At 64.4% G+C, this 23,409-nt stretch carries 22 protein-coding genes; 4 read left to right on the forward strand and 18 right to left on the reverse strand.

Going from position 1 to position 23,409, the window contains the following annotated elements; translation table 11 throughout:
* The 5 genes from ABZX86_RS30415 to ABZX86_RS30435 all read right to left on the reverse strand — a co-directional run bounded on the left by ABZX86_RS30415 (position 1) and on the right by ABZX86_RS30435 (position 5,741).
* Positions 1-1,662: an FAD-binding protein gene (locus ABZX86_RS30415; protein WP_355128316.1), complete on the reverse strand. Its 1,662-nt coding sequence runs from the start codon at positions 1,660-1,662 to the stop codon at positions 1-3.
* Positions 1,662-4,103 (reverse strand): CoA transferase, encoded by a 2,442-nt coding sequence (locus tag ABZX86_RS30420; protein WP_355128242.1) that lies wholly within the window; start codon positions 4,101-4,103, stop codon positions 1,662-1,664. The genes ABZX86_RS30415 and ABZX86_RS30420 overlap by 1 nt, the downstream gene beginning before the upstream one ends.
* A 3-nt stretch (positions 4,104-4,106) precedes the next feature.
* Positions 4,107-5,063, reverse strand: coding sequence for an enoyl-CoA hydratase/isomerase family protein (locus tag ABZX86_RS30425; protein WP_355128244.1), 957 nt, complete (start codon positions 5,061-5,063; stop codon positions 4,107-4,109).
* A gap of 12 nt (positions 5,064-5,075) precedes the next feature.
* Positions 5,076-5,270, reverse strand: coding sequence for a ferredoxin (locus ABZX86_RS30430; RefSeq protein WP_355128318.1), 195 nt, complete (start codon positions 5,268-5,270; stop codon positions 5,076-5,078).
* A 135-nt stretch (positions 5,271-5,405) separates the two neighbouring features.
* Positions 5,406-5,741: a hypothetical protein gene (locus tag ABZX86_RS30435; RefSeq protein WP_355128246.1), complete on the reverse strand. Its 336-nt coding sequence runs from the start codon at positions 5,739-5,741 to the stop codon at positions 5,406-5,408.
* On the opposite strand from ABZX86_RS30435, the gene ABZX86_RS30440 reads away from it, so the two are divergent.
* Both ABZX86_RS30440 and ABZX86_RS30445 read left to right on the forward strand, forming a co-directional pair.
* On the forward strand, positions 5,728-5,907 hold the full coding sequence (locus tag ABZX86_RS30440; RefSeq protein ID WP_355128248.1) for a hypothetical protein: 180 nt from the start codon (positions 5,728-5,730) through the stop codon (positions 5,905-5,907). The two genes, ABZX86_RS30435 and ABZX86_RS30440, sit on opposite strands and share 14 nt — an antisense overlap.
* Positions 5,908-6,043: 136 nt before the next feature.
* Positions 6,044-7,660, forward strand: coding sequence for an MFS transporter (locus ABZX86_RS30445; protein ID WP_355128250.1), 1,617 nt, complete (start codon positions 6,044-6,046; stop codon positions 7,658-7,660).
* 174 nt (positions 7,661-7,834) lie between these two features.
* On the opposite strand, the gene ABZX86_RS30450 is transcribed toward ABZX86_RS30445, so the two are convergent.
* Both ABZX86_RS30450 and ABZX86_RS30455 read right to left on the reverse strand, forming a co-directional pair.
* Entirely contained in the window at positions 7,835-8,815 is a 981-nt protein-coding gene (locus ABZX86_RS30450) for an NAD-dependent epimerase/dehydratase family protein (RefSeq protein WP_355128252.1), read from the reverse strand.
* 9 nt (positions 8,816-8,824) lie between these two features.
* Positions 8,825-9,661 (reverse strand): mycofactocin-coupled SDR family oxidoreductase, encoded by an 837-nt coding sequence (locus ABZX86_RS30455; RefSeq protein WP_355128254.1) that lies wholly within the window; start codon positions 9,659-9,661, stop codon positions 8,825-8,827.
* A gap of 280 nt (positions 9,662-9,941) precedes the next feature.
* Between ABZX86_RS30455 and ABZX86_RS30460 the strand changes: the two genes are divergently transcribed.
* The gene (locus ABZX86_RS30460; RefSeq protein WP_355128256.1) at positions 9,942-10,817 is read left to right on the forward strand and encodes a xanthine dehydrogenase family protein subunit M; all 876 of its coding nucleotides are present in this window, start codon (positions 9,942-9,944) and stop codon (positions 10,815-10,817) included.
* A gap of 230 nt (positions 10,818-11,047) precedes the next feature.
* On the opposite strand, the gene ABZX86_RS30465 is transcribed toward ABZX86_RS30460, so the two are convergent.
* From ABZX86_RS30465 to ABZX86_RS30515, 11 genes are all read right to left on the reverse strand, one after another.
* Positions 11,048-12,250: a cytochrome P450 gene (locus tag ABZX86_RS30465; protein WP_355128258.1), complete on the reverse strand. Its 1,203-nt coding sequence runs from the start codon at positions 12,248-12,250 to the stop codon at positions 11,048-11,050.
* Between the two features lie 67 nt (positions 12,251-12,317).
* The gene (locus ABZX86_RS30470; RefSeq protein ID WP_355128260.1) at positions 12,318-13,022 is read right to left on the reverse strand and encodes a hypothetical protein; all 705 of its coding nucleotides are present in this window, start codon (positions 13,020-13,022) and stop codon (positions 12,318-12,320) included.
* Between the two features lie 46 nt (positions 13,023-13,068).
* A complete protein-coding gene (locus ABZX86_RS30475; protein WP_355128262.1) occupies positions 13,069-14,343 on the reverse strand; it encodes an MlaD family protein in 1,275 nt (424 codons plus the stop codon).
* Positions 14,340-15,458 (reverse strand): MlaD family protein, encoded by a 1,119-nt coding sequence (locus tag ABZX86_RS30480; RefSeq protein WP_355128264.1) that lies wholly within the window; start codon positions 15,456-15,458, stop codon positions 14,340-14,342. Before ABZX86_RS30480 ends, ABZX86_RS30475 begins: the two co-directional genes overlap by 4 nt.
* 12 nt (positions 15,459-15,470) lie before the next feature.
* Complete coding sequence (locus tag ABZX86_RS30485; protein ID WP_355128266.1) at positions 15,471-16,646, reverse strand: MlaD family protein; 1,176 nt, start codon at positions 16,644-16,646, stop codon at positions 15,471-15,473.
* On the reverse strand, positions 16,583-17,635 hold the full coding sequence (locus ABZX86_RS30490; protein ID WP_355128268.1) for an MCE family protein: 1,053 nt from the start codon (positions 17,633-17,635) through the stop codon (positions 16,583-16,585). The genes ABZX86_RS30485 and ABZX86_RS30490 overlap by 64 nt, the downstream gene beginning before the upstream one ends.
* Positions 17,636-17,642: 7 nt before the next feature.
* A complete protein-coding gene (locus ABZX86_RS30495; protein WP_355128271.1) occupies positions 17,643-18,680 on the reverse strand; it encodes an MCE family protein in 1,038 nt (345 codons plus the stop codon).
* Positions 18,677-19,993: an MCE family protein gene (locus ABZX86_RS30500; RefSeq protein ID WP_355128273.1), complete on the reverse strand. Its 1,317-nt coding sequence runs from the start codon at positions 19,991-19,993 to the stop codon at positions 18,677-18,679. Before ABZX86_RS30500 ends, ABZX86_RS30495 begins: the two co-directional genes overlap by 4 nt.
* 3 nt (positions 19,994-19,996) lie before the next feature.
* On the reverse strand, positions 19,997-20,851 hold the full coding sequence (locus tag ABZX86_RS30505) for an ABC transporter permease (protein WP_355128275.1): 855 nt from the start codon (positions 20,849-20,851) through the stop codon (positions 19,997-19,999).
* Entirely contained in the window at positions 20,851-21,726 is an 876-nt protein-coding gene (locus ABZX86_RS30510) for an ABC transporter permease (RefSeq protein WP_355128320.1), read from the reverse strand. Before ABZX86_RS30510 ends, ABZX86_RS30505 begins: the two co-directional genes overlap by 1 nt.
* Positions 21,727-21,991: 265 nt before the next feature.
* The gene (locus ABZX86_RS30515; protein ID WP_355128277.1) at positions 21,992-22,279 is read right to left on the reverse strand and encodes a nuclear transport factor 2 family protein; all 288 of its coding nucleotides are present in this window, start codon (positions 22,277-22,279) and stop codon (positions 21,992-21,994) included.
* Positions 22,280-22,369: 90 nt separating this feature from the next.
* On the opposite strand from ABZX86_RS30515, the gene ABZX86_RS30520 reads away from it, so the two are divergent.
* Entirely contained in the window at positions 22,370-23,242 is an 873-nt protein-coding gene (locus ABZX86_RS30520) for a helix-turn-helix domain-containing protein (protein ID WP_355128279.1), read from the forward strand.
* Positions 23,243-23,409 lie beyond the last annotated feature (167 nt).

Here is a 23,409-nt window from a genome sequence, read left to right on the forward strand (position 1 = left end):
TCAACTTCCAGAGGCGTGTTCGGCCGCCACGTACCCGAACACCGCCGAGGCGGCAATGCTCGCCCCGGCGCCGAGGTACTTGCGGCCCATGACGGATGCGGTGCAGTTGCCCGTGGCATACAAACCGCTGATCGGCTTCCCCTCGGTGTTCAGTACCCGGGAGTGTTCGTCGCAGAGCAGTCCGCCGCTGGTACCGATATCTCCCGGGTACAGGGCCGCCGCATAGAACGGCCCCTTCTCCAGAGGGCCGAGGCTCGGATTCGGAGTGTGCGTGCTGTCGCCGTAGCGTCGCTCGTGATCGCCTTCACCGCGGTGGAAGTCCTCGTCGACACCGGTTTCGGCGAAATGGTTGAAACGCTCGATGGTCGCCAGCAGCGAGCCTGTGGGTATATCGCAGTGGCGCGCAAGCTCTTCCAGCGAGTTGGCACGCTTCAGCACCCCACTGGCGATCAGCGCACGCGGTGTCCAGCCCGCGGGCGCCATCCCGAAGGGATAGTGCGACCGATGCCGGGAATCGAGGATCAACCAGGACGGTACGGCCGTACCGTCCGCGCTGTGGCGGGCATACATCTCCTGCCCGGCCTCCTGATACGAGCACGCTTCGTTGAAGTACCGCTCACCGTGGCCGTCGACGATCAGCGATCCCGGTTTGCACCGCTCCGACAGGCACATTCCGGGCGTGCCGTCGGGCATGATCCACGAGGGCATCCACCATGCCTCGTCCAGCATGTCGGTGGCGGCGCCCAGCGCCATCGCCGCGCGCATGACCTCCCCGGTGTCGCCCGGATTGGCCGAGGTCCACTCGGTACCGGTGGGCCGCTCGCCGGAGTACTCCTTGCGCATCGTCTCGTTTCGAGCGAATCCTCCTGCGGCCAAAAGAATTCCGTCGCGCGCACGCACTCGTATATCCAGATCCCCACGGCGGATCACCGCTCCGGCAACCCGGCCGTTCTCCACTACGAGGTCGGTCAGCGCGGACTCACACCAGATCGGCACTTCCCGACGCAGCAGTACCTGCAGCAGCCGGGCGATAAGGGCGGCGCCGTTGGCTACCAGCTTCTGCCCGCGCAAACGCCCGAAGACTGTGCGGAATCCGACTCTGGCGACGACCCCCATGCCTATTCGTGTCCGCATCAACGACATCGGCGCCGCCTCGGCGGTATAGATCACCATGTCGCCGGAGAAGCCCGGACGAATCCTGTCCCGCCAGCTGCCGAGCTTCTTCTTGTCGAAGATCTTCGGCTCGATCGATCGCCCCCGCGCCGAGCCGCCCGTACAGCCCCGGACGCCGGCGTAATAGTCGCTGTAGCCCTCACACCGTTGGAACTGCAGGCCTTCGGATTCGAGGAAGTCGACCATTTCGGCACCCGAATTGATGTACGCCAGTCTGCGCGCCATCGACGAGGCCGGGCCCGCGTCCCCGACAACGGTGTCGAAGTATTCGAGCGCAGCACAGAGGGAGTCCGATACACCCTCACGTTGCATGAGCGGATTGTTGGGCAGCCACAGTACGCCACCCGACATACAGGTGGATCCGCCGAGCAGGTCCGACTTCTCCACGACGAGTACCTGTTTACCGAGGGCGTGGGCTCGCAGTGCACCCACCATTCCGGCGCCGCTCCCGACGACCAGAAAGTCGGTCGTGTAGTCCCAGCCGTCCATCACCGCTGTCTCCCAGTCGAATTGCGCATCGCCGGCGCGTGCCCGATGATGCCGTCGGATTCCAGTGCCGCAATCTCGGATTCGGTGAATCCGAGTTCTGTCAGCACCTCTCGGTTGTGCTCCCCGAGCAGGGGCGCGTGGCGCAGGTGCCAGCGCTCGGGACCGTTCGACAGCGTGAAGGGCACCGTGCTGTGCCGGACCGTCGGATTGACCGGATGCTCGACGTATTCATAGAAGGCGCGCGACTCCAGCTGCGGCAGTTCCGCGACACGATGCGGTTGCATCACCTTGGCCACCGGAACCCCGGCACCCCAGAGGATTTCGACGACCTCACCCGCGCCGCGCTGGGCGCACCACGCGCCGAGATACTTGTCGATGAGATCGTGATGCAGCCGGCGGCCGCGGGCGGTGGTCAGCTCCGGCTCCATCGCCCACTCCGGCCGGCCGATCGCCTCTCGGAGGCCGAGCCATTGCTCATCGTCGGCTACCGCCACCGCGACCCAGGAATCATTGCCGCCGTATTCGTCGGCATCGGTTGTGCGGTAAAGGTTTTGCGGTGCCGCTGCGGGGCCCCGATTACCCTCTCGCATAAGGAGTTTCCCGTATGCCGAATACTCGATAACCTGTTCGGCGGCGACGTTCGTCGCGGCGTCCGCCATCGCGGCCTCGACCAGCATTCCCGCGCCGGTGCGCCGCCGGTTCTCCAGTGCCAGCAGTACCGCGTTGACCGCGTGCAGACCCGCGTTCGAGTCGCCGAAGCAGTAGGGCTCGACCGGGTTCTGATCGGGATGTCCGGTCAGCCAGGTGATTCCGGAGGCGTCCTCGATGATGTAGGCGAAGGCGGGGTTGTCGCGCCACGGTCCGTCGAGCCCGAATCCCGGCATCCGGACCATGATCACGTCCTCGCGCAGGGCCCGTACCTTTCCGTAGTCCAGCCCGATCTGCTCGAGTACCCTCGGCGTGTAATTCTCGATGACGACATCGCAGTGCCGGATGAGCCGGTGCAGCACCTCGATTCCGCTGTCGCTGCGGAAGTCCACTGTCACACTCTTCTTGTTGGTGTTCAGGCTGGAGAAGATCGGCGAACGCTCCCACCACTGATCCTCGGTGATCGGAACACCGGCGATCATCCGGGCGCCGTCGGGCCGGGTCGTCGATTCGAGGTGGATCACCTCCGCGCCCAGCATCGCGAGCAGGTGCGCACAGGAAGGTCCCGCCCAGAAGGCGGTCATATCCAGCACGCGCACACCACTCAGGGGCAGTTCGTCCGGGGTGCCGGCAGACTCGAGTTTCGGCGCGCGGTGCGCCGCGGTGCGATACCGCTCGCGGTGCTCATCCAACCGGGGCGCGGGCGCCGGAGTCCGCGGCGGTTCCGTCCCCAGGCGGTACGGCGGACCTGGTTGGGTATAACCCTCCCGGGGGTTCGGCACGAACGATCCACGCGCCGCGTAGTGCTCCGTCCCGGCGATATCCTCCCCGTTTACGACCAGGGAGTTGGGAATTCTGAATGCCGTTGCCACATCCCGGATTTCATCGACGGTGTGCGCGGCGAACCACGGGCTGATCTCGCTCGCGAGATCAGCGGCCTTCCCGCTGATCGAGAAGGGCGCACTCTCGTCGATCCATTCGGGGTGGCCGACCATCGCGCAGAGGTCGAACCACTGCTGTGCGGTACCGCATCCAACGGCGACCAGGCCGTCCTTCGCGGTGGCCACCCCCGGCACCATCAGCCCTCGACCGGGCCGCATCAACCGGCCCAGCGACTCGTGAAAGGCGACGGAATAGTAAGTGAGAGTGAGTATCTGGGTCTCGAGCATGGACAGATCAACCAGCTCGCCCACGCCGGTGCGAACGGTGCGCGAGCGCGATGCCAGGGTGCCGGCGGCCGCGTACGCCCCGGCGAGCCATTCACCGACCTGCCCCCCGACAAAGACCGGAGCACGGTCGGGCGCACCGCGGCCGAGTCCGATTATCCCGCCCGACCACGCCTGCAAGGTGAACTCCGTCGCCGGGAGTGATTGCCAGGGACCGCTCAGTCCGAAGGGGGTGATCGTGGTGACAGTCAGATGGGGATGGCGCCGGAGAATCGCCTCCGGTGCGAACAGCGGATGTTCCGTGACGCGCGAGCCGCGACTCCAGACCACCGCGTCCGCTCCGGCGAGCAGCTCGTTCAGGAAATCGATCTCCCCGGCGTCGTCCGCTCCGGCACTGCCGATATCGGCGACAACACTGCGCTTCGAACCCGCCAGGAACCCGAACAGCGCACCGTCGGCGCCGGGCGGGATATCGGTGTTCGACGCCGACCAGTTCCGCAGTCGATCACCTTCCGGCGCTTCGACTTTGATAACCTCGGCGCCGGCGTCTGCCAGCAACTTCGTGCAGTAGGCTCCCGCGATGCCACTGGAGAAGTCGGCGATCACATAGCCATCGAGCGGTTCCACGAACTAGTCCTTACGCTCTCGGGCGCGCTTACTCAGCCGCCATTCCGGGGGAAATTTGGTGTCGTTGTCCTTGACCGCGTTGTTGATGCCGCGATCCATGGCCTGGTCGAACATCATGTCCTCGGTGTCCGGCGCCGCGTAACCGCCGACGGTCTCGAAAAGACCGCTGATCATGCTGCCCAGGTATTCACCCTGGAACTGCTTCATGAACTCGAAGAAGGTCTTCTGCATGAACACGGTGTCCGTCGGACGATTATTGGCACAGGCCAGCGCGTACTTGGCTACTTCCGCCTCCAGCTCATCCCGGGGGACGACACTGTTGAGGAAATTGCAGTCGTACATCTCCGCGGCGGTGAAAGCCCTTCCGGTGAACACCATCTCCTGAAACTTGCGAATGCCCATCGTCTGTGCCCACCACCACATTCGCGGCGCCCATCCGACATAGCGGAAAGCCGGATGCCCGAACAGCGCGTCGTCGGAAGAGATCACCAGATCGGCATCGGCGGCCTGATAGAAGTGCCACCCGTAGCAATAGCCCTTCACCTCCAGAATGCTGATCTTCTTGAAATCCTGGAGGCTGCGAATCCCGGAGTGCGGGTTGGCATACCACGAACTTATCGTCGCACCGTGCCGGAACGAGCCCGCGGGTGGATAGGTCACCTCATCGGCGCCGATCCGGAATTCGGCGAGCTTCGGCCCCTGATCCGGATTGGTGTGCGCCGCCATGAATTCCGGCAGATCCGCGCCGGTGCCCAGATCATCACCCACCCCGCGGATCACCAGTACCTTGACGTCGTCGTCGACACTCGCGCGATGCAGAAGATCGGCGTACCGGACCCGAGCCGCGATCGTCGGCGCATTGAGGTGGTCGGGCCGGTTGAGCGTGATCGTGGCGATCTTCGTTTTGGGATCCTTCTCGTAGAGGATGATCTCCTCGGCGGAAGGACTCGAGTCAGTCATTCGATGGTCCCGTCATTGCTCGATATGAATTGCCTTGGCAGGGCACCCCGCAGCCGCCTGATGCACAGCACCGGCCTTGTCGGCGGCAGGATATTCCTCCAGTAGCACGACGACGCCGTCCTCATCACGCTGATCGAATACACCGGCGCCCTGCAGTGCGCATTGACCGGATGAGACGCACTTGTCTTGTTCCACAACGACTTTCATCGGCGCTTCTCGCCATCCTCGCTCGCGGGCTGATTCGTTCACCACTGCGTACGCCTTACTGGACGCTGGACCGATGCTATTGAGAGCGCGGGGCTCCCAGGCTCGTGTCTCACTCAGTAGAAATGCGGGCCACGATCAGCAAGCGGCCGGAACTGGACCCTGCATTTTCAGCAGGCTGCAATACGTCGCCACGGCGACCTTCCAGTGCCCGTCGATGCTGATCGCCTTGCCACTCTGGTTCGGCAGCGCCGGGGCGCCGTTCATCAAGATCGTGTAGACGACCGACGCATGCGTCGCGTCATCGAGAGACACGCTCGACACCGTCGCGGCGGATCCGGAGGCCATCGAGCTGCCGGACTGCTGCACGATCGCCGGGGACAACGCCGAACCGTTCTCGAGGAGACCGACTTTCGTCTCAGCCGGGGTTCTGGCGTCGAAGAAGTTCACGAACGCGTCGGTGATCTCCTTCACTGCCGGACTGTCGGTAGCCGACGGCGCGGTGGTGGTCTGCGTGGCGGCAGCCACCGTCGTGGTGCTTTTCGCGGAGTCGCCGCTCGAGCTGGAACAGCCGGCGGCTGCCGCCGACACGAGTGCCACGGCCGCAGCGGCGCCGAACAGTCTGTGCAGAATCGATTGAGTCATGGGCGTATCGAAACCCCCGGCGCTCCCTCGCAGATCCAGTCTTCCGCTCAGTGGAAACAACCCACGGGCGCAGCGTGACAGCCACCACACTCGCAGCGCCCGCACCTCCGATGTTTCCCCTGGAGTAAGCAATGTCCACCACCGCCACCCCACCTCCGGACGAACTCGACGTCGTCGATACCGGTCGGCTCGAGCACGCCTCGAAACTTCGCATCTTCACGGTGCTCGCACTGATCGTGCTGGAGACCGAAGTCGTTCCCGTGCAGTACACGATGATCACCCCCGCACTGCGGCAGATGAGCGACAGCTTCCCCGGCGTCGGCGCCAATATCAACTGGATCGTCATCCTGATCGGTCTGGTCGGCGCCTCCGCGACGCCGCTACTGGGCAAGATGAGCGATATCTGGGGCAAGAAACTGTTGTTCGTGGCGTGCGGCGCGCTGTTCGTCGCCGGCTCGCTGATCGACGCGGTCACCAGCAACTGGGCATTGTTCCTGTTCGGCCGCGTGCTACAGGCCTTCGCGGTCGCCACCCAGTTCATCGCCTTCGGCCTGATCCGGGATCTGATGCCGCGCCGATACGTGGCGGTCACGCTCGGCTTCGTCGGCGCCGGAATCGGTATCGCCGCCGCGATCGCACCGGTGTTCGGCGGTCTGCTGCTCGACCACTTCAGCTGGCGTTCCATGTTCTGGGCCCTCGGCGCGTTCACCGCGGTGATGACAGTGCTGGTCATCATGATCGTCCCGGAATCGAAATTGCGCGTCCACGATCGCATCGATCCCCTCGGTGCGGTGCTGCTTTCTGTCGGAGTTCTGCTGACACTGCTCTATCTGGACAACGGCCAGACCTGGGGCTGGGGCCGCATGACCAGCGTCGCCTGGCTGGTCGGCGGGCTCGTGCTGCTGGCGCTGTTCTTCGTGGTCGAGACCCGAGTGAGCCGCCCGATGATCGACATGCGGCTGCTGCTGAACCCCAAAGTCAGTGTGGTGCTGCTGATGTCGTTCTTCGGTGTCGGCATCATCGCGGTGCAGCCCCTGGCACTGGGGTACATGACGCAGACCCCCAATGCCGACACGCTCCATGCGCAGGTCACGCAGGGCGTCGTAGACCAAGCCCATCAGATGACCGGAGCCACGCTGCCGGCCGATATGGTCAAGGTGGCCTTCGATCCCGGCTATACCTACGGCAACGGCTTCACCATGCTGCAGTACGCGCTGCACATCGGCCTCTGGGCCGGACTCGTCGCAGTGATCTTCGGACCCATCGGCGGCTGGCTGGCGCACCGCTACGGTGCCCGCATCCCGGCGATCATCGGATTCGCCGTCCTGGTGATCTCCGCGCTCGGGTACATCGTGTTCTCCTTCAGCTGGACCACCGACGCGATCCTCTACGGGCTGTCCGGCATCGGTTTCGGCTTCTTCTATGCCGCCGCAGCCAATCTCGTGGTGGACGCGGTGCCGGAGGAACAGCAGGGCATCAGCACCGGCATGCTCGGTGTCACCATCAATATCGGCACCGCGGTCTCCCTAGCGATGGTCACGGCGCTGCTCAACAACAACCCGGTCAAGGCGAATATCGACGTCATGGGCCATCACGCGGTCCAGGTGATTCCACAGGTGTTCGCCGATCACGGCTACAAGCTGAGTTTCTGGCTCATCCTGGGCGCCACGGTGATCGCACTCATCCTGGCATTACTCCTGCGCCACGGCCGGACACCGGCTCGGGGCGGCGCGATCCAACCGCACTGACCTCACACCCAAGTTTCCGTCGGCACTGCTCCCTAACCCCACGGGTGCCGGCGGACCCAATGCCTCCCGCGGATGTGCCTGCTCCCCCCTCGGCATCCGCGGGAGGCTCGTGTCGTGGGACGAAACAATCCCCATACTCGAATCGGGTATGGGGATTGGCTGGTAGCCGGTGCCTCAGTGCTGGGTGAAGAACTCTGCCGCGCGGCGGATCGAATCCGCTACCGGTTCAGGCTTCCAGCCCAGTTCGCGCTCTGCCTTGCTGTGGTCGAGCGGGGACATCAGATCGGCCATGCGCAGCCCGACTGTCGCAAACGGCAAGTCGCGGTTCAGAATTCGAGCGGCGACATCGTTTCCGCGGGCGGCGCGGTAGAGCAGTGGAAGGGATAGCCCGATACGAGGCCGACGGACTCCCGCTGCGTCGGCGGCGATCTCGTGGACCTCACGGTTGCTCAGGTATCGATCGGAAACGATGTAGCGCTCCCCCGCACGCCCACAGGCACCGGCGAGGACCATCGCACGCGCCGCGTCCTCGATGCCGACCACCTCCGAGGAGAATCCGAAATAGAACGGGAATCGCCCGGCGGCGACCCGCGCGATCACCGAACCGTGCGGTGTCGGGCCCCAGTCACCGGGGCCATAAGTGGTGGAGACGCACATGGCAACCGCCGGAAGGGATTTCTCACCGGCGTAGCGCAGCACGAGATCCTCAGCAGCGACACGAGCCGCGATGTAGGGGCCGCCACCGTCCCAGTTACGCACGTCCGCCTCGGTGACCGGCCGGTGATCATCGATAGCCAATGTTCCTGTGGTGCTGGTGAATACGAACTTCTCCAGCCCGGTCGCGGCGGCAGCGTCGAGCACATGCCGCAAACCGTCGACATTGGTCCGGAACAGCGGCGCCGGATCGCGCAGCCACATCCGCGCGTCCACCACACAGTGATAGACGACGTCGCATCCCTTCATCGCCGAACGCAGCTCCGCGTCGTCGAAGACATCGCCGTAGCGGCGCTCGACATCGAGGTCGTCGATGCCCTGCGTCGAACTGGTGGGGCGCAACATGACTCGCACATCCGCGCCCTCGGTCACAAGACGGCGGGTGACATGACTGCCCAGAAACCCGCTGGCCCCGATGACCAGCTTCTTCGATTGTTTCACCGAGTCGGCTTACTTCAGCAGGCTGCCCGCGTCGATCGGCAAGGGAACACCGGTCATATACCGCGATTCGTCCGACGCCAGAAAGAGCACCGCATGGCTGATATCGATCGGCTCCACCCACCCGACGGGCAGCGTATGCATGAACTTCGCCACCGGCGCGAAATCCTCCTCGGTCGGATTCTCCAGATCCGGCCGGAACATCTTCATGGTCCCCTGGTTCATGAACATCGGCGTATTCACGTTCGTCGGGTGTACCGAGTTGACCCGGATGGAATGCTGGCCCAGCTCGACCGCGAACGCGCGCATGAGACCGACCACGCCGTGTTTGGCGGCGACGTAGTGGCCGGTGTGCGGATACGCTTTGAGCCCGCCCACCGAGCTGGTCAGGATGATCGAACCGCCACCCGCCGCGATCAAATGTGGCACAGCGGCTTTCGCCGTCTTCCAGACACCGCTCAGATTGATGTCGATCATCGTCTGCCAGTCTTCTTCGCTGGTCTTGTCCAGCGTCGCGCCACCGTTGCCGATACCGGCGTTGGCGACGACGATATCGAGCCGGCCCAATTCCTCCACGCCGCTGTCCACGACGGATCGCAGCGCGTCGTAATCGCGGACATCGATCTCAGCCGTCACGATACGGCGGCCCAGGCCTTTCACCAGGCCGGCGGTCTCGGCCAGATCCTCCGGCGTCGAGGCCGGGATCAGGTCGGTGCCACTAACCGGCTTGCAGACATCCACCGCGATGATGTCGGCGCCCTCCTGCGCGAGCCGCACCGCATGGCTGCGACCTTGACCGCGCGCGGCGCCGGTGATGAACGCGACCTTTCCTTCTACCCGTCCGGGCATGCCTACCTCAATTCATCGTGCTGCCACAGGGATGCGCACTGCGCATTTGATCGAGGCTAGGCAGTTCGACGCGCTATCGAGCGCGATCCCGCTCAGTGGAACGAACCACCGACAGCGCGGCAGCCGATCTCGGACAGTTCCGGTGAAGTCCCAGTCCTCGGAACCCATTGCCGGAGGCAGGCAAACCCGAGTACCTATTTCGATCGGGCCCAGTGACGTTCTCGACCAGACCCAGTCAGTGCTGCGGCAGCGACTGTTTCAGCGCCGAACAGAGGGACGAATGACACCGCCTGCCTTCGAATATCACGCACCGGCCACCGCCGAGGACGCCGTCGCACTGCTGGCCGATCTCGGCGATGCCGCCAAGCTCATCGGGGGTGGCCAAAGCCTCGTTCCGATGCTCGCCCTGCGGCTGGCCGTCTTCGATCACCTCATCGATCTGCGCCACGTATCCGAACTGCGCGGCATCACGGCGAGCACGGATTCGGTACGCATCGGAGCGCTGACGACGCACCCGGAGGTCGGCGCTTCCGAGGAAGTACGCCGGGCGATTCCTTTGCTGGCGCAGGCGACACCGCTGATCGGAGACCTTCAGATCCGCACTCTGGGCACTATCGGCGGAGCTATCGCGCACGCTGACGGTGCCGCCGAATATCCGGCCGTCGCGCTGACTCTCGACGCTCAAATCGAAACGCTGTCCCCGCGCGGGCGCCGCACGATTCCCGCCTCGGAGTTCTTCACCGGTATGTGGGCCACCGATCTGGACATCGATGAAATCGTCACCGCCATCACCTTCCCGGTGTGGCACGGTCATTGCGGCTTTGCCATCGAGGAATTCTCCCGGCGCAGTGGCGATTTCGCGATGGCGGGAGCCACTGTCGCACTCCGGCTGGACGAGAATTCCCGAATCGACCACTGTGCGGTCGGGCTGTTCGGCCTGACCCCGCAACCGATGCGGGCGCAGGTGCTGCAAGCCGCGCCGACCGGCCGGCCGATCCACGCTGTCGCGGCCGAGGCAGTCGGTGCGGCTGCGACGGCTGGGCTGCATTCCCTCCCGTCGGACGTGAACGGGTCCGCCGCTTATCGGCGCCGAATGGGAGCAGAGATGGTGGAGCGCGCTTGGCGGCGCGCCGTACAGGAGGCAAGCATTGACTGACAGCGATGACCACGTCGACAGGCCGGCCCGACTCCGCGCGGTCGCCGCCATCGCTGCCCGTGCCGCCGCATTCGTATTGACTCTGTTGTACCGCATCGGATCTCGCTGAAGCCCGGGCCGGGCACAGCGGCCGGACTCCCCATACACAGGGCCACATGCGATTGGGCATGTGGCCCTGCGAATCCCTCGCGGCCCGAGGTCCAGAACGGCCTGCCCGCCATCCGGTGTGGTCAGGAAGTGAAGGCAGGCAACGTTTCCCAGCCGCGGACGGTCGAAGTTGGCGACAGTTTGGCATTCGCCATGTCGACCTCCCACTCGGGGAATCGCGCCAGGATCTCCTCCAGCGCGATCCGGCCTTCCAAGCGCGCCAGTGCCGACCCCAGGCAGTAGTGCGTCCCCACGCTGAAGGTCAGGTGCTGGCGGGTGTCGCGGTGGATATCGAAAACGTCACCGTCGGGTGCGAATTGGCGGTGGTCACGGTTGGCCGCGCCGACGAGCATCATCATGACGCTGCCCTCCGGAACAGTCCGGCCGTGCACCTCGACGTCCCGGGTCGTATAGCGCGCGATATGGGGTGCGGGTGTTTCGAATCGAAGCAGCTCCTCTACCGCGTTCGGAATGAGCCGCGGGTTCTCCACCAGCTCACGCCGCTGGTCGGGATGCTCCGCAAGCACCTTGCCCGCCCAGCCGATGAGCCTCGTCGTGGTCTCGTTGCCGGCGCCGGCGACCACGGTCACGTATGTCAGCAACTCCGCGCGGCTCAGTCGCCGAACGGTTCCGGTCTCGTCCTCGAATTCGACATTGAGCAGTTCGGTCATGATGTCGTCCGACGGGTGCTCGGCACGCCAATCGATATACGCGGCAAAGATTTCACCGCTGGCCAGGCCGTCGGAGGCAGCCTTCATCGGCTTGCCCTCCTCGGTCCGCATCTGATCGTTCGCGAAATCGCGAATGGATTCCTGATCCTCCTCGGGGATGCCCAGCAGCATTCCGATCGTGCGCATCGGCATCTGCGCGCCGATATCGGCTATGAAGTCCAACCGGCCGGTGCCGACCAGCGGATCCAGGCTGCGGGCGCAGAACTGCCGGATCTTATCCTCGAGCTCACGGATCTTACGCGGGGTGAACATCCGGGACAGCAGCTTTCGATGTATGTCGTGGACCGGCGGATCCTCGAAGATCAGAGTCCCGGGCGGTATCGCGATGTCCGCCTTGATCAGCTCGAGAATCGCTCCGCGCGCAGAGCTGTAAGTGCCCGTATCGAGCAACCCCGCATTCACATCCGCCCAGCGGCTCATCGCGTAGAAGTCGTGCTGCTCGTTGTAATACAGGGGCATTTCTTCGCGAATCCGCTTGAACATCGGGTACGGATCGGCATTGAGCTGGATATCGTACGGGTCGTAGTAGATGCCACTGATCGCGCTGGCGGTCATAGGGATTCACCTCTTCTGCTTGAATTCAACATTGCGTTTCCGTTCGGACGGACGTGTCCGCGGCCACCTAGGGCAGTTCGACCTTGCTGGCCAGCCACCGGCCGCCGACGCGGTCCATGGTCATGAGGATGCGGTTGCGGTCGACGCGGGGCGCCGGGTTGGTCGTGTTCGTGATCTCGGCGTCGACGAACAGCATGATCACGGCATGATCCGCCGATGCGGACTGCACGCTCGCGGCGATGACATGCCCCTTGCTGACCGAATTGGCCTGCAGCAGCATCGGTTTGAGCTGATCGGCGGACTTGCTGTAGGTGTCCTTGAACTCACCCGTCGCCCCATTCATCGCGGTCGCGAAGCTGCTGTCGAGATGCGTCGCGTCGATGCTGGTCAGGGCGACCGCATAATCGCTGGCCGCGGCCAGCGCCGCCGCGCCACTCGCTTGACGATCGTTGCGGGTCTCGAGCTTCCAGCCGAAGACCGTCGCGAACACGGTTGCCACCACGAGGAGCAGCAGCAGGATGCCGACCAGCGGACGCGGCACCAACCGGGGCCATGATCTCCCCGATTTTCCGGGGCGCTCGGCGGTATCGGATGTCTTCTCCTCGACCGCCAGTGACTTCGAATCACCCTTCGGCACAACAGCATCAGCGGCCTTCGGCTCGCCGGCTTCAGCGGCGGACACGTCCCCGGCCCGGCCGGACGCCGCATTCTCGGCGTCGGGCAAGTCTGAATCGTCGACCGTGTCCGCTACTATCACGGAGGTTTCACTCATCTCTACTCTCCTGTTCGCGATCTCGTGCGTCCGCAACTCGGGGCGCCTACCCGCCGGGTACGAAGGGACCTCCGTAGGTCAGCGGAACTGACTTCGGGCCGACCGGCGTCGGATCCGCGCGCTGCGCCGGATTCACCTCCGGCGGAGTGGTCGCGGTGTCGTCGCCGGGCGGGCGCGGCGCATTCGCCGCACCCCGGACCAGGACCGACGGGTCGGGATTTGTACATCGCGCGTGCAGGTACGGTTCGGGGTTGTCCGGAACCGATCCCGGCAGACGCGGCAGGTCGTAGTCGCAGGCGTATTTCGGGTAGGGGCTCACCAGGGCCCACACCCCTCCGTCGTGCATGGCGGAGGTGATGGCGTCCAGTGTCGAACCGGCGCGCTGCTGTGGAAAGAAGAACTCCTGCAACGCCGGCACGTGCACATAGGCCATCTGCGATGTGGTGGTCAGATTGCCGAGCAGCTGCACCATGGTCGGGGAGTTGTCCGCGATGATCTTGTCGATCGTGGACAGCGCACCCGGCGCAGTGCCGATCAGGGTCTGGTAACCGCCGGTCATCGACCCGACACCCGCCATCGTCTGCGACAGATTCCTGGCGGTCTCCTGCAGCCCCGGAGCGACCTGGCCCAGCGTGGTGAGTACCGCCTTGCCGTTGTGCAGCAGCGAAACCGTCTGCGGCAGTACCGAATCCAGTGTCGAAAGCAGGAACGTTCCGCCATCGACAAGGGCGGACAGCTTCTCGGTACCGGCCGCACTCGCGCCGAGCTCCTGCACTATCGCCTGGATCTGCGCCGGATCCAGCTGTGCCAGCGTGCCGCTCATGCTGCCGAGCATGGTGGCCAGCGTGACCGGAGTGGAGGTGCGATCCTGCGTGACGACCGCGCCGTCGGCGAGATACGGTCCGGCCTCGGAGGAGGGCGCGAAATCCAGGTACTGCTCACCGGCGGCCGACAGCGAGGCGACCCGCACCTGCCCCGCCTGCGGGATCCGCACGCCGGACCGGATGGCGGCGACCGCGATCACCTTGTCGCCGTCGATATCGACCGACAGCACCCGGCCTACCGGAACGCCGCGCATCGTGACGTCCTGGTCGGCCAGCAGCCCGCCCGATTGCGCCAGCTCGACCCGCACCCGGTACTGCGACTGGAACGGATTGAACTGCAATGAGCCCAGCAGCAGATATCCGGCGCCCAGGAGCAGGACCAGGAGCAGGCCGAGGCCGGAGGTCAGCGAACGGTGGCGGGTGGCCTGCCGCACCGAGTACACCAGCGCACGCGCAGGCGATTCGAGCAGCACATTTCGAATAGCGGTGGTCTTCATCGTCCCGGCTCGACCTTGTCTCTCAGGCGATTGAGGATGTACGCCAGCGATCCGACAAAATTGCTCCAGTCCGAACCGTCCGGCAATCGGGTGCCGGAGTCGGCCGGACTGTTCGGATCCGGCACCGCGCCGATCGCAAGTCGTGCGATATCGACGTTCACGTGCGCGGACGACGCATCCGTGACTTTCATGATGAGCGGCGTGATCGCCATGAGCGCATCGAGATTGGCGTTCGGATTGTTCGCCGAGGCATTCAGGCCGTCGGCCAGCAAATTGACCGATGCGATCAGACTGCGATCATTGGTGCCCTGCACCGACGGATATCGGGCGATCTGCTCGGTGATGCGATTGAGCTGCCCGACCAGGTCGATAATGCCCTGGGTGTTCTCGCCGATGACCTGCAACGCCGGACCGGCCGCGGACACCGCATCGCTGACGTCCGTCCGCTGCGCCGCCAGCGTCGCACTCAGGTCACCGGTCGCGGCCAGCACAGTCCGGATCCGGTCCGAGCGCGCCGTCAGGTTGTTCACCAATTGTGTTGTCTGCTCGATCATTTCGCCCAGCCGATCACCGCGCCCGCCGACCGCAACACCGAGGCTGTTGGCCAGTTTCGTGAGGTTGCCGACGGCCCCGCCATTAACGAGAAGCGCAGCCCTGGTGAGCATTTCCTCGATCGTCGCCGCGGCGGACGTCGACTGCACCGGTAGCTGCGCACCGGCGCCCAATGCCGGGGCGGTGGGATCGGGATGGGCAGGCGGGTTGAGCGAGACGAAGACATCGCCCAGCGGTGTGGCCGAACGTAATTCCGCGGTGGTCCCCGCAGCGAGGCGAACACCGGATTCGATCCGCATAACCACGACCGCGGTATAGCTCTGCGCCCGCATCGATTCGACCTCGCCGACGTCGGCGCCATCGAGCCGGACCTTCGCCTTGGCCGGCAGGTTCAGTGCGTTGGTGAATGTCGCCGTCAGCGAATAGCTGTCACCGCCGACACCCGGCGCAGGCAAGGGCAGTTTGTCCAGGCTCACCGAACACGCGGTAGCCGTGCAGGCAGCGGTCGACACCGTCACCGCGGCGATCACACGGAGGAGTCGGTTCGGGCCGGATTTCGTCATATCTTCACCCCGCTACTTGGGTTGGGCTTTCGCAATGAGTTCGAGCATCTGGCGCAGACCGAAGTCGGGCGCCTTGTCCTGCAGCGTTCCGGTCGCGCAGCCGAGATCCTGCGCGCCGAGCAGATTGCATACCTCTTTCACCATCTGACCGTCCAGGAGAAACTTGTTCAGATCGATGCCGGCGCGCAGCGCGCCGATGTTCTGGTCGATGGCGTTGTATGCGTTGTCCGTCACCAACGGGAACACATCGAGGAACTCCGCCAGATTGCCGTTGTAATCGGCCATGGATTTGGTGATGGTTCCGGCATTCGTGGACAGCGCCCGCAGCTTGTCTTGATTTCGCTCCAGCAGATCGGTCATCTGGATCGTGATCTGATTGAGTTTTGCGCCGGTATCTCCTGTTCCCAGATTCAAGTTGGCGAGTATATCGCTCAACATCCTTATGCCGGAGCCGAATTCACGCAGGGCCTGGTCATTTCGAGCGGCTGCCGAGGCCAGCGCGTCGAGATTCTGGACGACGGTCGTCACGGCCGCCCGAGTCGCCGCCCCATTGTCCGGTCCGAGTTGCAGCGCCCGCGAAAGGGCGGTCATCGCATCGCGGAGACTATTGCCGTTTCCTGTGACAATCTGCGATCCGATATCGAGCAGACCCGCGACCGGCCCCTGCCCTTGACCGTTTCCACCCAATGAGGTGGACAGCTTGTCGGCCATCGCCAGCAGGCTGTCGAACTCCACCGGCGTTCGGGTGCGATCAGTGGTCAGGGTTGTGTGGTCGGCGAGAATCGAACCACCGCGATACACCGGGGTGAGTTCCACATGCCGGTCGGTCAGCATGGAATCGGTCACCGTCACTGCCAGGGCGTCGGCCGGGATCTTGATCGATTTGTCGATCTTCATCGTTACGTCGACATGGGTCGCCCGCGCCTGGATATCCACGACCTTGCCGACGCGCATGCCCAGGACCGACACGGCATTGCCGACGTACAGACCGTTCGCATTCGCGAACTGTCCGGTAATCGTGATCGTGGCATCTGTCAGCCCGCCGATCGGCCCACCGGAACATCCCGCGACGACGAAGCCGAGAACGACGATCGCCATCAGTTTCACTCGCCGGACCGCGCTACTCATTTGCAGTCCTGAAGGTACGGTTGCGCATTCACTTGTTTCGCGTATCCGCTCAGCGCGCACATGAAGGAATCTATGAAGGCGCCATCGGGCGCGTTGGCCGCCACATCCTGTCCGGTTCCACTGGCATTCGCGAACAATCGCCACGGCACCGGCAGAATCTGCAGGATATTGCGCAGCAGGTCGTCATGTCCGGCCATCATCTGAGTCATCTGGGTCAGATTGCTGAGCAGGTCCTGAATTTCCGGCTGGTCGTCCACCACAATCGGTTTCAGGTTTTGGATCAGCGTGGTCGCGGCTGTCACCAGTCCTTCGATCGCCTGCTGCCGAGAGATGATCTGCTGCAGGACGTTCCGGCCCTGGGCGACCATTGCCCCCAAATCCGACTGCTGATTTCGCAATACCGTGGTCACCTGGTCTGTACTTGTCAACAGCGAGCCGATCTGGCTGCGCCGGTCGGCGATCACCGTCGCGAGAGTCTGGATATTGCGCAGTACATCGGGCATCAGAGCCGGCGTACCCCGCAGTTGCTCGGACAGCGAGCCCATCGTCTGCGCAATGCGATCGGCATCGATGCTGCCGAAGGTCGTTGTCGCCCCCTGCAGCGCGGCCTGCAAATCGTACGGAACTTCGGTGTGCGACAACGCGATCGAATCGTCGTGCAGGTGTCCCGATCCGGCGGGCCGGAGTTCGATATACCGCGACCCCAGCAGGGTGGTCAGTTTGATCGCGGCCCCGGTGTCCGCTCCCAATGGCAGGCCGTGCCGCAGTTTCATGGTCACCACCACGCGGTCCCCGGCCAGCCGGGTCCCGGTCACGGTACCGACCTCGATGCCGGCAAGGGTAACGGCGTCGCCCGCGCCGACCCCCGCCGCCTGCGCGAACTCCGCTCGATAGGTCTCCGTGCCCAGATGCAGAGAGTGAATGAATACCGTCACTGTGACCGCAACCGTGAGCACAACAACCGCACTCACCCCGATGCGCAATCTGCTGCGTTCTTCGAGCCGACGCTCGTGCAGCCGCTGCCACGCCCTGTTCAGTCGTCTCATCATCGCCGCCTCACCTGCAGATCGCCGAGTTCTCGGCTTTGCCGCCGGGCGTGCTCAGCCCCAGAATCGCGGCCATCGCCGGATCGAGTCCGGGGATCATGCTCACCTGCACATTGCAGGCATACGCGTCGACGTAGGCGCCGTTGTCGGTCACGCGGGACAATCCCTTCAGCAGGTAGGGAAGGTTGAAGCCGATGTATTCGAACTTTCCCCGGTTGTCGATGAAGTGCTGGGCGAACCCCGGCTGGCGATTGACGAACGCGGTGATCGATGGGCTCGCGCCACGCACCACCTCGGCGGCCCGCCCCAGCACGGTGGAGATCGAATCGACCTGCTGAAACAGCGTGTCCCGGTGTTCGGCCAGCGCATCGAAGATCCTGCGTGTCTGCTGTAGCACCGTTTGCAGGTTGCCGCTCTGCTTCGACAGATCGGTCAGCACCGCACCGAGATTGTCGATCACCTGGCCCAGGATCTGATCCGGCCCCGCGAATGCCTGTGCGAGCGAAGATGTTTCAGAGATCAGCGTAGTAATCGCACCGTCGTCGCCCTGGAGCGCCCGAACCACCGCCGCGCTGATATTGTCGATCTGCTTCGGGTCGAGCATGCTGAAGAGCGGCTCGAATCCATTGAGCAGCTTGGAGATATCGAACGACGGCTCGGTGTGCTCGAGCGGAATCTGACCGCCCGGTGGCAAAGCCTTCGGATCGCCGAAGTCCCGCAGCGACAGTCCGAGATAGCGCTGCCCGATGAGGTTCTGATAGGTCACCGATGCCGCGGTATTGCCGTACAGCACCTGCCCGCGCTGGATCTCGAAGGTCACCTTGGCATGGACACCGTCGAGTTCGACGGCCTGCACCCGGCCGACTCGCACTCCGGCCATGCGCACGTCGTCACGGGCATGCAGTCCGGACGCATCGGTGAAAACCGCTGAGTACGTGTCGGTTTCCCCGCTGATGCTGTGGGACAGGGTGACAAACATGGTCCAGGTCAGCGCGATCGAGACCACCAGGAACAAGATCAGGCCCAGCAACGGCTTGCGATAGCTCATCGTGGTTCTCCTGTCGATACGGGGATATCCGGAGCCGGGTCGAGCCGCACATCATTACCCCGCAGCAGCGGACCGAAAAGGAGGTCGGTCGCGGCGCTGGGCGTCCCACCCAGGATCGAGGCGATCTGCTGCTGCTCCTGCGGGCTGCCGACCGAGCCGACATTGCCGCCGATCGGAGTGGTATCACTCACCGGCGCCACAGCATTCGGCCCGACTATGGCGGGTCCGCCGACCGGAGCCGTTTGACAGCTCGGGCCTTCCAGGTTGCCGTATCGCGGACAATCGGCGCGGGTGTATTGCCGATGCGGTGTCAGCTCCATGACCACCTTGGCGGTGATGTTCTGGTCCTGGACATTCCACAATCTGACGAATGACCAGGCCAACCGGGTCTGCGAGGTGGTCATCTGGACGAAGTTGCGACTCCCCTCGGCGATCGTGCCGAGCGCCGGGGACAGTTTGGCGGTCATGTCGGTGATCGTCGTGGTCTTGTTCTCCAGCGCCGTCGCGACCGTTCCCGAGGTTCCCAGACTGCCCGCCAGCAAGGCGGCCAACTGGTCCTTACCCGCTGCCACCGCGCGCAGCGGGCCCACCGCGTTGTGCACCGCACTCAGCAGATCAGGCGCCGAAGACCGTAGTCCGGCAAGCGCATCCGACAGTGCGTCGATTGTGGAAGCAGTCCCGTCGGGAGCCATTTCCGCATTCAGTGCTTGGGAGATCCGGGTCAATTCCGCACCTGCACGCACCGCCTCGTCACCGTGACCACTGGTGGCGCGTTCGACAGCGGCCAGGATCCCGACCGTCGGATCCGATCCGGAACGCCCTGCGGCAGCGGCGATTCGGCTCAACGCGGTCAAGGAAGTCTGCAAGCGGACCGTCTCCAGGCTGCGATCCTGCGGAATGTGCGCACCTGCGGCCAGCGGCGCGGCCGGGCCCTGGTGGTAGACCAATTGGACCGAGGGCACCGCGAACACATTGCTGGGCACTACACGCGCGGTCACCGTCGCCGGAATCTGCCGGATGTATTCGGGTTTCAGGTCGATCTGCACCTCGTTCGAGCCGCCGTCGGTCGCCGGCGTCACGCCCTCGACCTGACCGACCAGAATGCCCTGATACTTCACATCCGATTTTGCCGGCAGACCATCACCGACATCGGCGAGAACGGCCGTGACCCGGACCGCGTCCCGGAACACGCCCTGTGATTTGGCGATCATCAAGCCTGCGGCCACCCCGAGGACCAGCAGGAAGGCGAATCCCCGTAGCAGCAGCCATCGGTTGGACAGGACCTTGCCGTCGGATTCGAATGAAATCGTCATGCGCTACCCACTGATTCTCGCGCCGGCGTCGAAGCCCCACAGAGCCATCGTCATCAGCAGATTCACGAAGATCATTGCGGTGATGCTCGCGCGCATCGCACGCCCCGCCGCCACCCCGACACCCTGCGGGCCGCCCGAGGCGTAGAAACCGAAGTAGGTCTGGATCGTCGTGGTGAGCACCACGAAGATGACCGCTTTCAACAACGAATAAACGATGTCGGTGCCGCTGAGCACCAGGCGGAAATAGTGTTCGTAGGTGCCCGGCGATTGCCCGCCGGACACACCGACGATGACTTCGACAGTCAGGTAGCTGATCGCCAGACAGGCCAGGTACAGCGGAACCATTGCCACGATCGAGGCCAGCATCCTCGTCGTGACCAGATACGGTATGGGCCGAATCGCGATCGCGTCGAGAGCGTCGATCTCCTCCGCGATCCGCATGGATCCCAATTGCGCGGTGAAGCGGCAACCCGCCTGTGCAGCAAAGGCAATGGACGCCATAATGGGAGCCAGTTCACGGGTCACGGCCGTCGAGGCGATGATTCCGGTGGCCGGCGCCATTCCCAAGAGTTTCAGCGCGCTGAACGCCTCGATGCCGACAATGGCTCCCGCGGCACCGCCGAGCACGAGAACTACCTGCCCCGTCCCGCCACCGACAACGATGGATCCGTTGCCCCACGTCACATTCGACAGGATCTTCAGGAACTCGGCACGATAGTGCCGCAGCACCACCGGAATACCGCTCAGGACCCGTGCGAAGAAGGTGGCCATATGCCCCAGCCGCATGACGGGAACCAGCACTGCGGTCCCGGCAACCATGACGGGGCGGACTCCCGGGGGGAGGTAGCGCGACGCCATCAGAGGGTCGTCCTCGGGAAGAGAATCGTGTACAGCTCGGTGAATCCCGCATTCACCAGCATGAGCATGATGATGGAGGAGACGACCGCGGCATTGACGGAGTTCGCCACACCACCCGGGCCGCCCTTGGTGCTCAAGCCCTTCTCGCACGCGACAACGGCGACGATGACGGCGAATACGACCGCCTTCACCATGGCGAGGAAGAGGTCGCCGACCCTGGCGAAGGAGGAGAAGGTCGCCAAATAGCTTCCGGGAGTGCCGCCTTGGACATAAACGTTGAACAGGTAGCCCGCGACGAAGCCCACGAACGAGCTCAGCCCGGTCAGCCCGAGCGCGACCACGATGGCCGCGACCAATCGGGGCACCACCAGCGCTCGCAACGGCGAAACGCCCATGACCTCCATCGCATCGATCTCTTCGCGAATAGTCCGCGCGCCCAGGTCCGAGCAGATGGCGGATCCGACGGCCGCGGCGAGCAGAATGGCGGTCACCATCGGCGCGGCCTGCCGGATCACCGCCAGTCCTCCCGCGGCGCCGGCCAGCGAGGTCGCTCCGACCTGCCCTGCGATCAGCCCGAATTGGATCGACATCGTCGCGCTGATCGGGATCGCCACGGCGATTGTGGGTACATAGGCGGTCTTCGCCATGAAGACGGCCTGCTGCACGAATTCCCGAAAAGGGAACTGGCCCTTGACGATATCGACGAACAGGTACTGGATGGCCCGGATGCCCAGCACCACCTGCGCGCCGAGTGTCGACAGGGAGGCGACCGGATGACGCCGCAGATACCCGCGCAGCCACAGCTGGATCTCACGGACCGCGGACGGGTCGGCGATCTCGTCCGCGGATACACCGGGGTGGGTGTGGACCTCCACTGTCACGTCGTCCTCTCCTGTGCCGCTCGGTGCATGCCAACATCACAGCCGCTGAGTACGCACCCGATGCCCGCTCTCCCACTCAGCGGAAAGAGCGGCGGTCGCTGTGTGTGCGCCTCGATCACCGTCCGGTTCCGGACTGCTCGGTAATCAGCCGGGTCAGCTTCAGTGAGGCGAGTTTCCACGAGCCGCCGCCATGCACCCAGCGTTCGCGGTAGTGCCCGTATCCGGTCAGTGACGAGCCGTTTCCCCACTCGACCCGGTCCTACATGGCCCAGACGACGCGGGCCTCGTCGCCGTCGAGATCGACCAGCGGGGTGTGGACCTGATGGGCGGTGGTCGCACCGGTCAGCCAGGTGCGAATCGCACCGACGACGTTGTCCCGCCCGGTGAGGACGGGTATGCCCGCGTTGCCGTCACCGACATCCATAACGATGTCCGGCGCCATCAGCCCGGCGAGAGCTTCCCAGTCCTTCGTGTCGATGGCCAGGCAGTAGCGGGCCTTGGCCTGCGACAGTTCGTGGACGGTATTGAGGAGATCTGGTGTCGCCATGGGAATCCTCAGCAGATTTATCGATTATTCGATATTATTTATCGAATATTCAGTGCACCGACCGTAGAACGGTGCGGGAAAGGAGTCAAGATGCGTGGTGCGATATCGGCGCCGACCGCGCGTGTCATCGATGTCGTGGAGTTGCTGGCACGCCCGGGCAGCGATCGGCTCCGCTACAGCGACATCGCGCGTGAGCTGGACCTGACTCTGGCCACCACGCACGCGATCCTGAAGACGCTGTCCGATCGCGGGTGGGTCAGCCGCGATCCGACGGGCAAGACTTTCACGCTCGGCCCCGGGCTCGCCGGTGTGGCGGCGGCGGTCGACACCCGCCCGTTCGCCGCGGCCGCACGCGCCGCGACGATCGAACTAGCGGCCGAATTCGGTTGCGCCGCATCGGTTACCGAAAGACTCGGTGACTCCTTGGTGATCACCGCGTTCGAAGGCGGCGAACGGGCGTGGCCGGGTGATCGCATTCCCTACGCGCCACCGTTCGGGGCGGTCTTCGCGGCCTGGGACACAGCGAAGGAACGCCGCGCCTGGATCGAGCGCGCCGCGGCCTCGACCGCACCTCTCGCCGAGCGAATCGATCAGACGCTGAACCGGATTCGAGACCGCGGCTTCGATGTGGACTGCACGTCACCGGCGCTCGGACAGGCCGCGAGCCTGCTCGGCACACTGGGCACAGGCGCTATCGCACTCCCCTCGAATATTCGGGAAACTCTCGACCAATTGATCGGGGAATTCATGACCGCCGGATTTCCGCACGCCGACTCCGGTGAACCCCAAACGGTCGCCGCCATCACCACGCCGGTGCTCGACGCACGCGGGCACGCCGTTCTACTGCTGTCTGTCCATCCCCTCGTCGAACTGCCGGCGGAACGGATCGACGCCATCGGTGCGCATTTGCTCCGCACGACGGCCGCGATCACCGGATCCTCTGGCACACAGGGGTTCCGGTGAGTGGGACGCGCATGCGGACAGCCGACCGGACTCCGTACTTTCCGACGCACCACCATCATTCGACGGACTCGTGAGGATCTGCGAGATATGGCCTATGTGATCACGCAGCGTTGTTGCAACGACGCCAGCTGCGTACCCGAGTGTCCGGTCGATTGCATTCGTCCCAC

Source organism: Nocardia sp. NPDC006630 (assembly GCF_040611495.1).
In the GTDB taxonomy this organism is placed as follows: domain Bacteria; phylum Actinomycetota; class Actinomycetes; order Mycobacteriales; family Mycobacteriaceae; genus Nocardia.

Excerpts from the sequence above, each read along its gene's own strand:
- ABZX86_RS30515 (WP_355128277.1), bottom strand. The coding sequence starts at position 22,279 with ATGGCGACACCAGATCTCCTCAATACCGTCCACGAACTGTCGCAGGCC.
- ABZX86_RS30490 (WP_355128268.1), bottom strand. The coding sequence starts at position 17,635 with ATGATGAGACGACTGAACAGGGCGTGGCAGCGGCTGCACGAGCGTCGG.
- ABZX86_RS30470 (WP_355128260.1), bottom strand. The coding sequence starts at position 13,022 with ATGAGTGAAACCTCCGTGATAGTAGCGGACACGGTCGACGATTCAGAC.
- ABZX86_RS30415 (WP_355128316.1), bottom strand. The coding sequence starts at position 1,662 with ATGGACGGCTGGGACTACACGACCGACTTTCTGGTCGTCGGGAGCGGC.
- ABZX86_RS30445 (WP_355128250.1), top strand. The coding sequence starts at position 6,044 with ATGTCCACCACCGCCACCCCACCTCCGGACGAACTCGACGTCGTCGAT.
- ABZX86_RS30480 (WP_355128264.1), bottom strand. The coding sequence starts at position 15,458 with ATGACGAAATCCGGCCCGAACCGACTCCTCCGTGTGATCGCCGCGGTG.
- ABZX86_RS30520 (WP_355128279.1), top strand. The coding sequence starts at position 22,370 with ATGCGTGGTGCGATATCGGCGCCGACCGCGCGTGTCATCGATGTCGTG.
- ABZX86_RS30430 (WP_355128318.1), bottom strand. The coding sequence starts at position 5,270 with ATGAAAGTCGTTGTGGAACAAGACAAGTGCGTCTCATCCGGTCAATGC.
- ABZX86_RS30425 (WP_355128244.1), bottom strand. The coding sequence starts at position 5,063 with ATGACTGACTCGAGTCCTTCCGCCGAGGAGATCATCCTCTACGAGAAG.
- ABZX86_RS30500 (WP_355128273.1), bottom strand. The coding sequence starts at position 19,993 with ATGACGATTTCATTCGAATCCGACGGCAAGGTCCTGTCCAACCGATGG.
- ABZX86_RS30505 (WP_355128275.1), bottom strand. The coding sequence starts at position 20,851 with ATGGCGTCGCGCTACCTCCCCCCGGGAGTCCGCCCCGTCATGGTTGCC.
- ABZX86_RS30460 (WP_355128256.1), top strand. The coding sequence starts at position 9,942 with ATGACACCGCCTGCCTTCGAATATCACGCACCGGCCACCGCCGAGGAC.
- ABZX86_RS30475 (WP_355128262.1), bottom strand. The coding sequence starts at position 14,343 with ATGAAGACCACCGCTATTCGAAATGTGCTGCTCGAATCGCCTGCGCGT.
- ABZX86_RS30465 (WP_355128258.1), bottom strand. The coding sequence starts at position 12,250 with ATGACCGCCAGCGCGATCAGTGGCATCTACTACGACCCGTACGATATC.
- ABZX86_RS30495 (WP_355128271.1), bottom strand. The coding sequence starts at position 18,680 with ATGAGCTATCGCAAGCCGTTGCTGGGCCTGATCTTGTTCCTGGTGGTC.
- ABZX86_RS30455 (WP_355128254.1), bottom strand. The coding sequence starts at position 9,661 with ATGCCCGGACGGGTAGAAGGAAAGGTCGCGTTCATCACCGGCGCCGCG.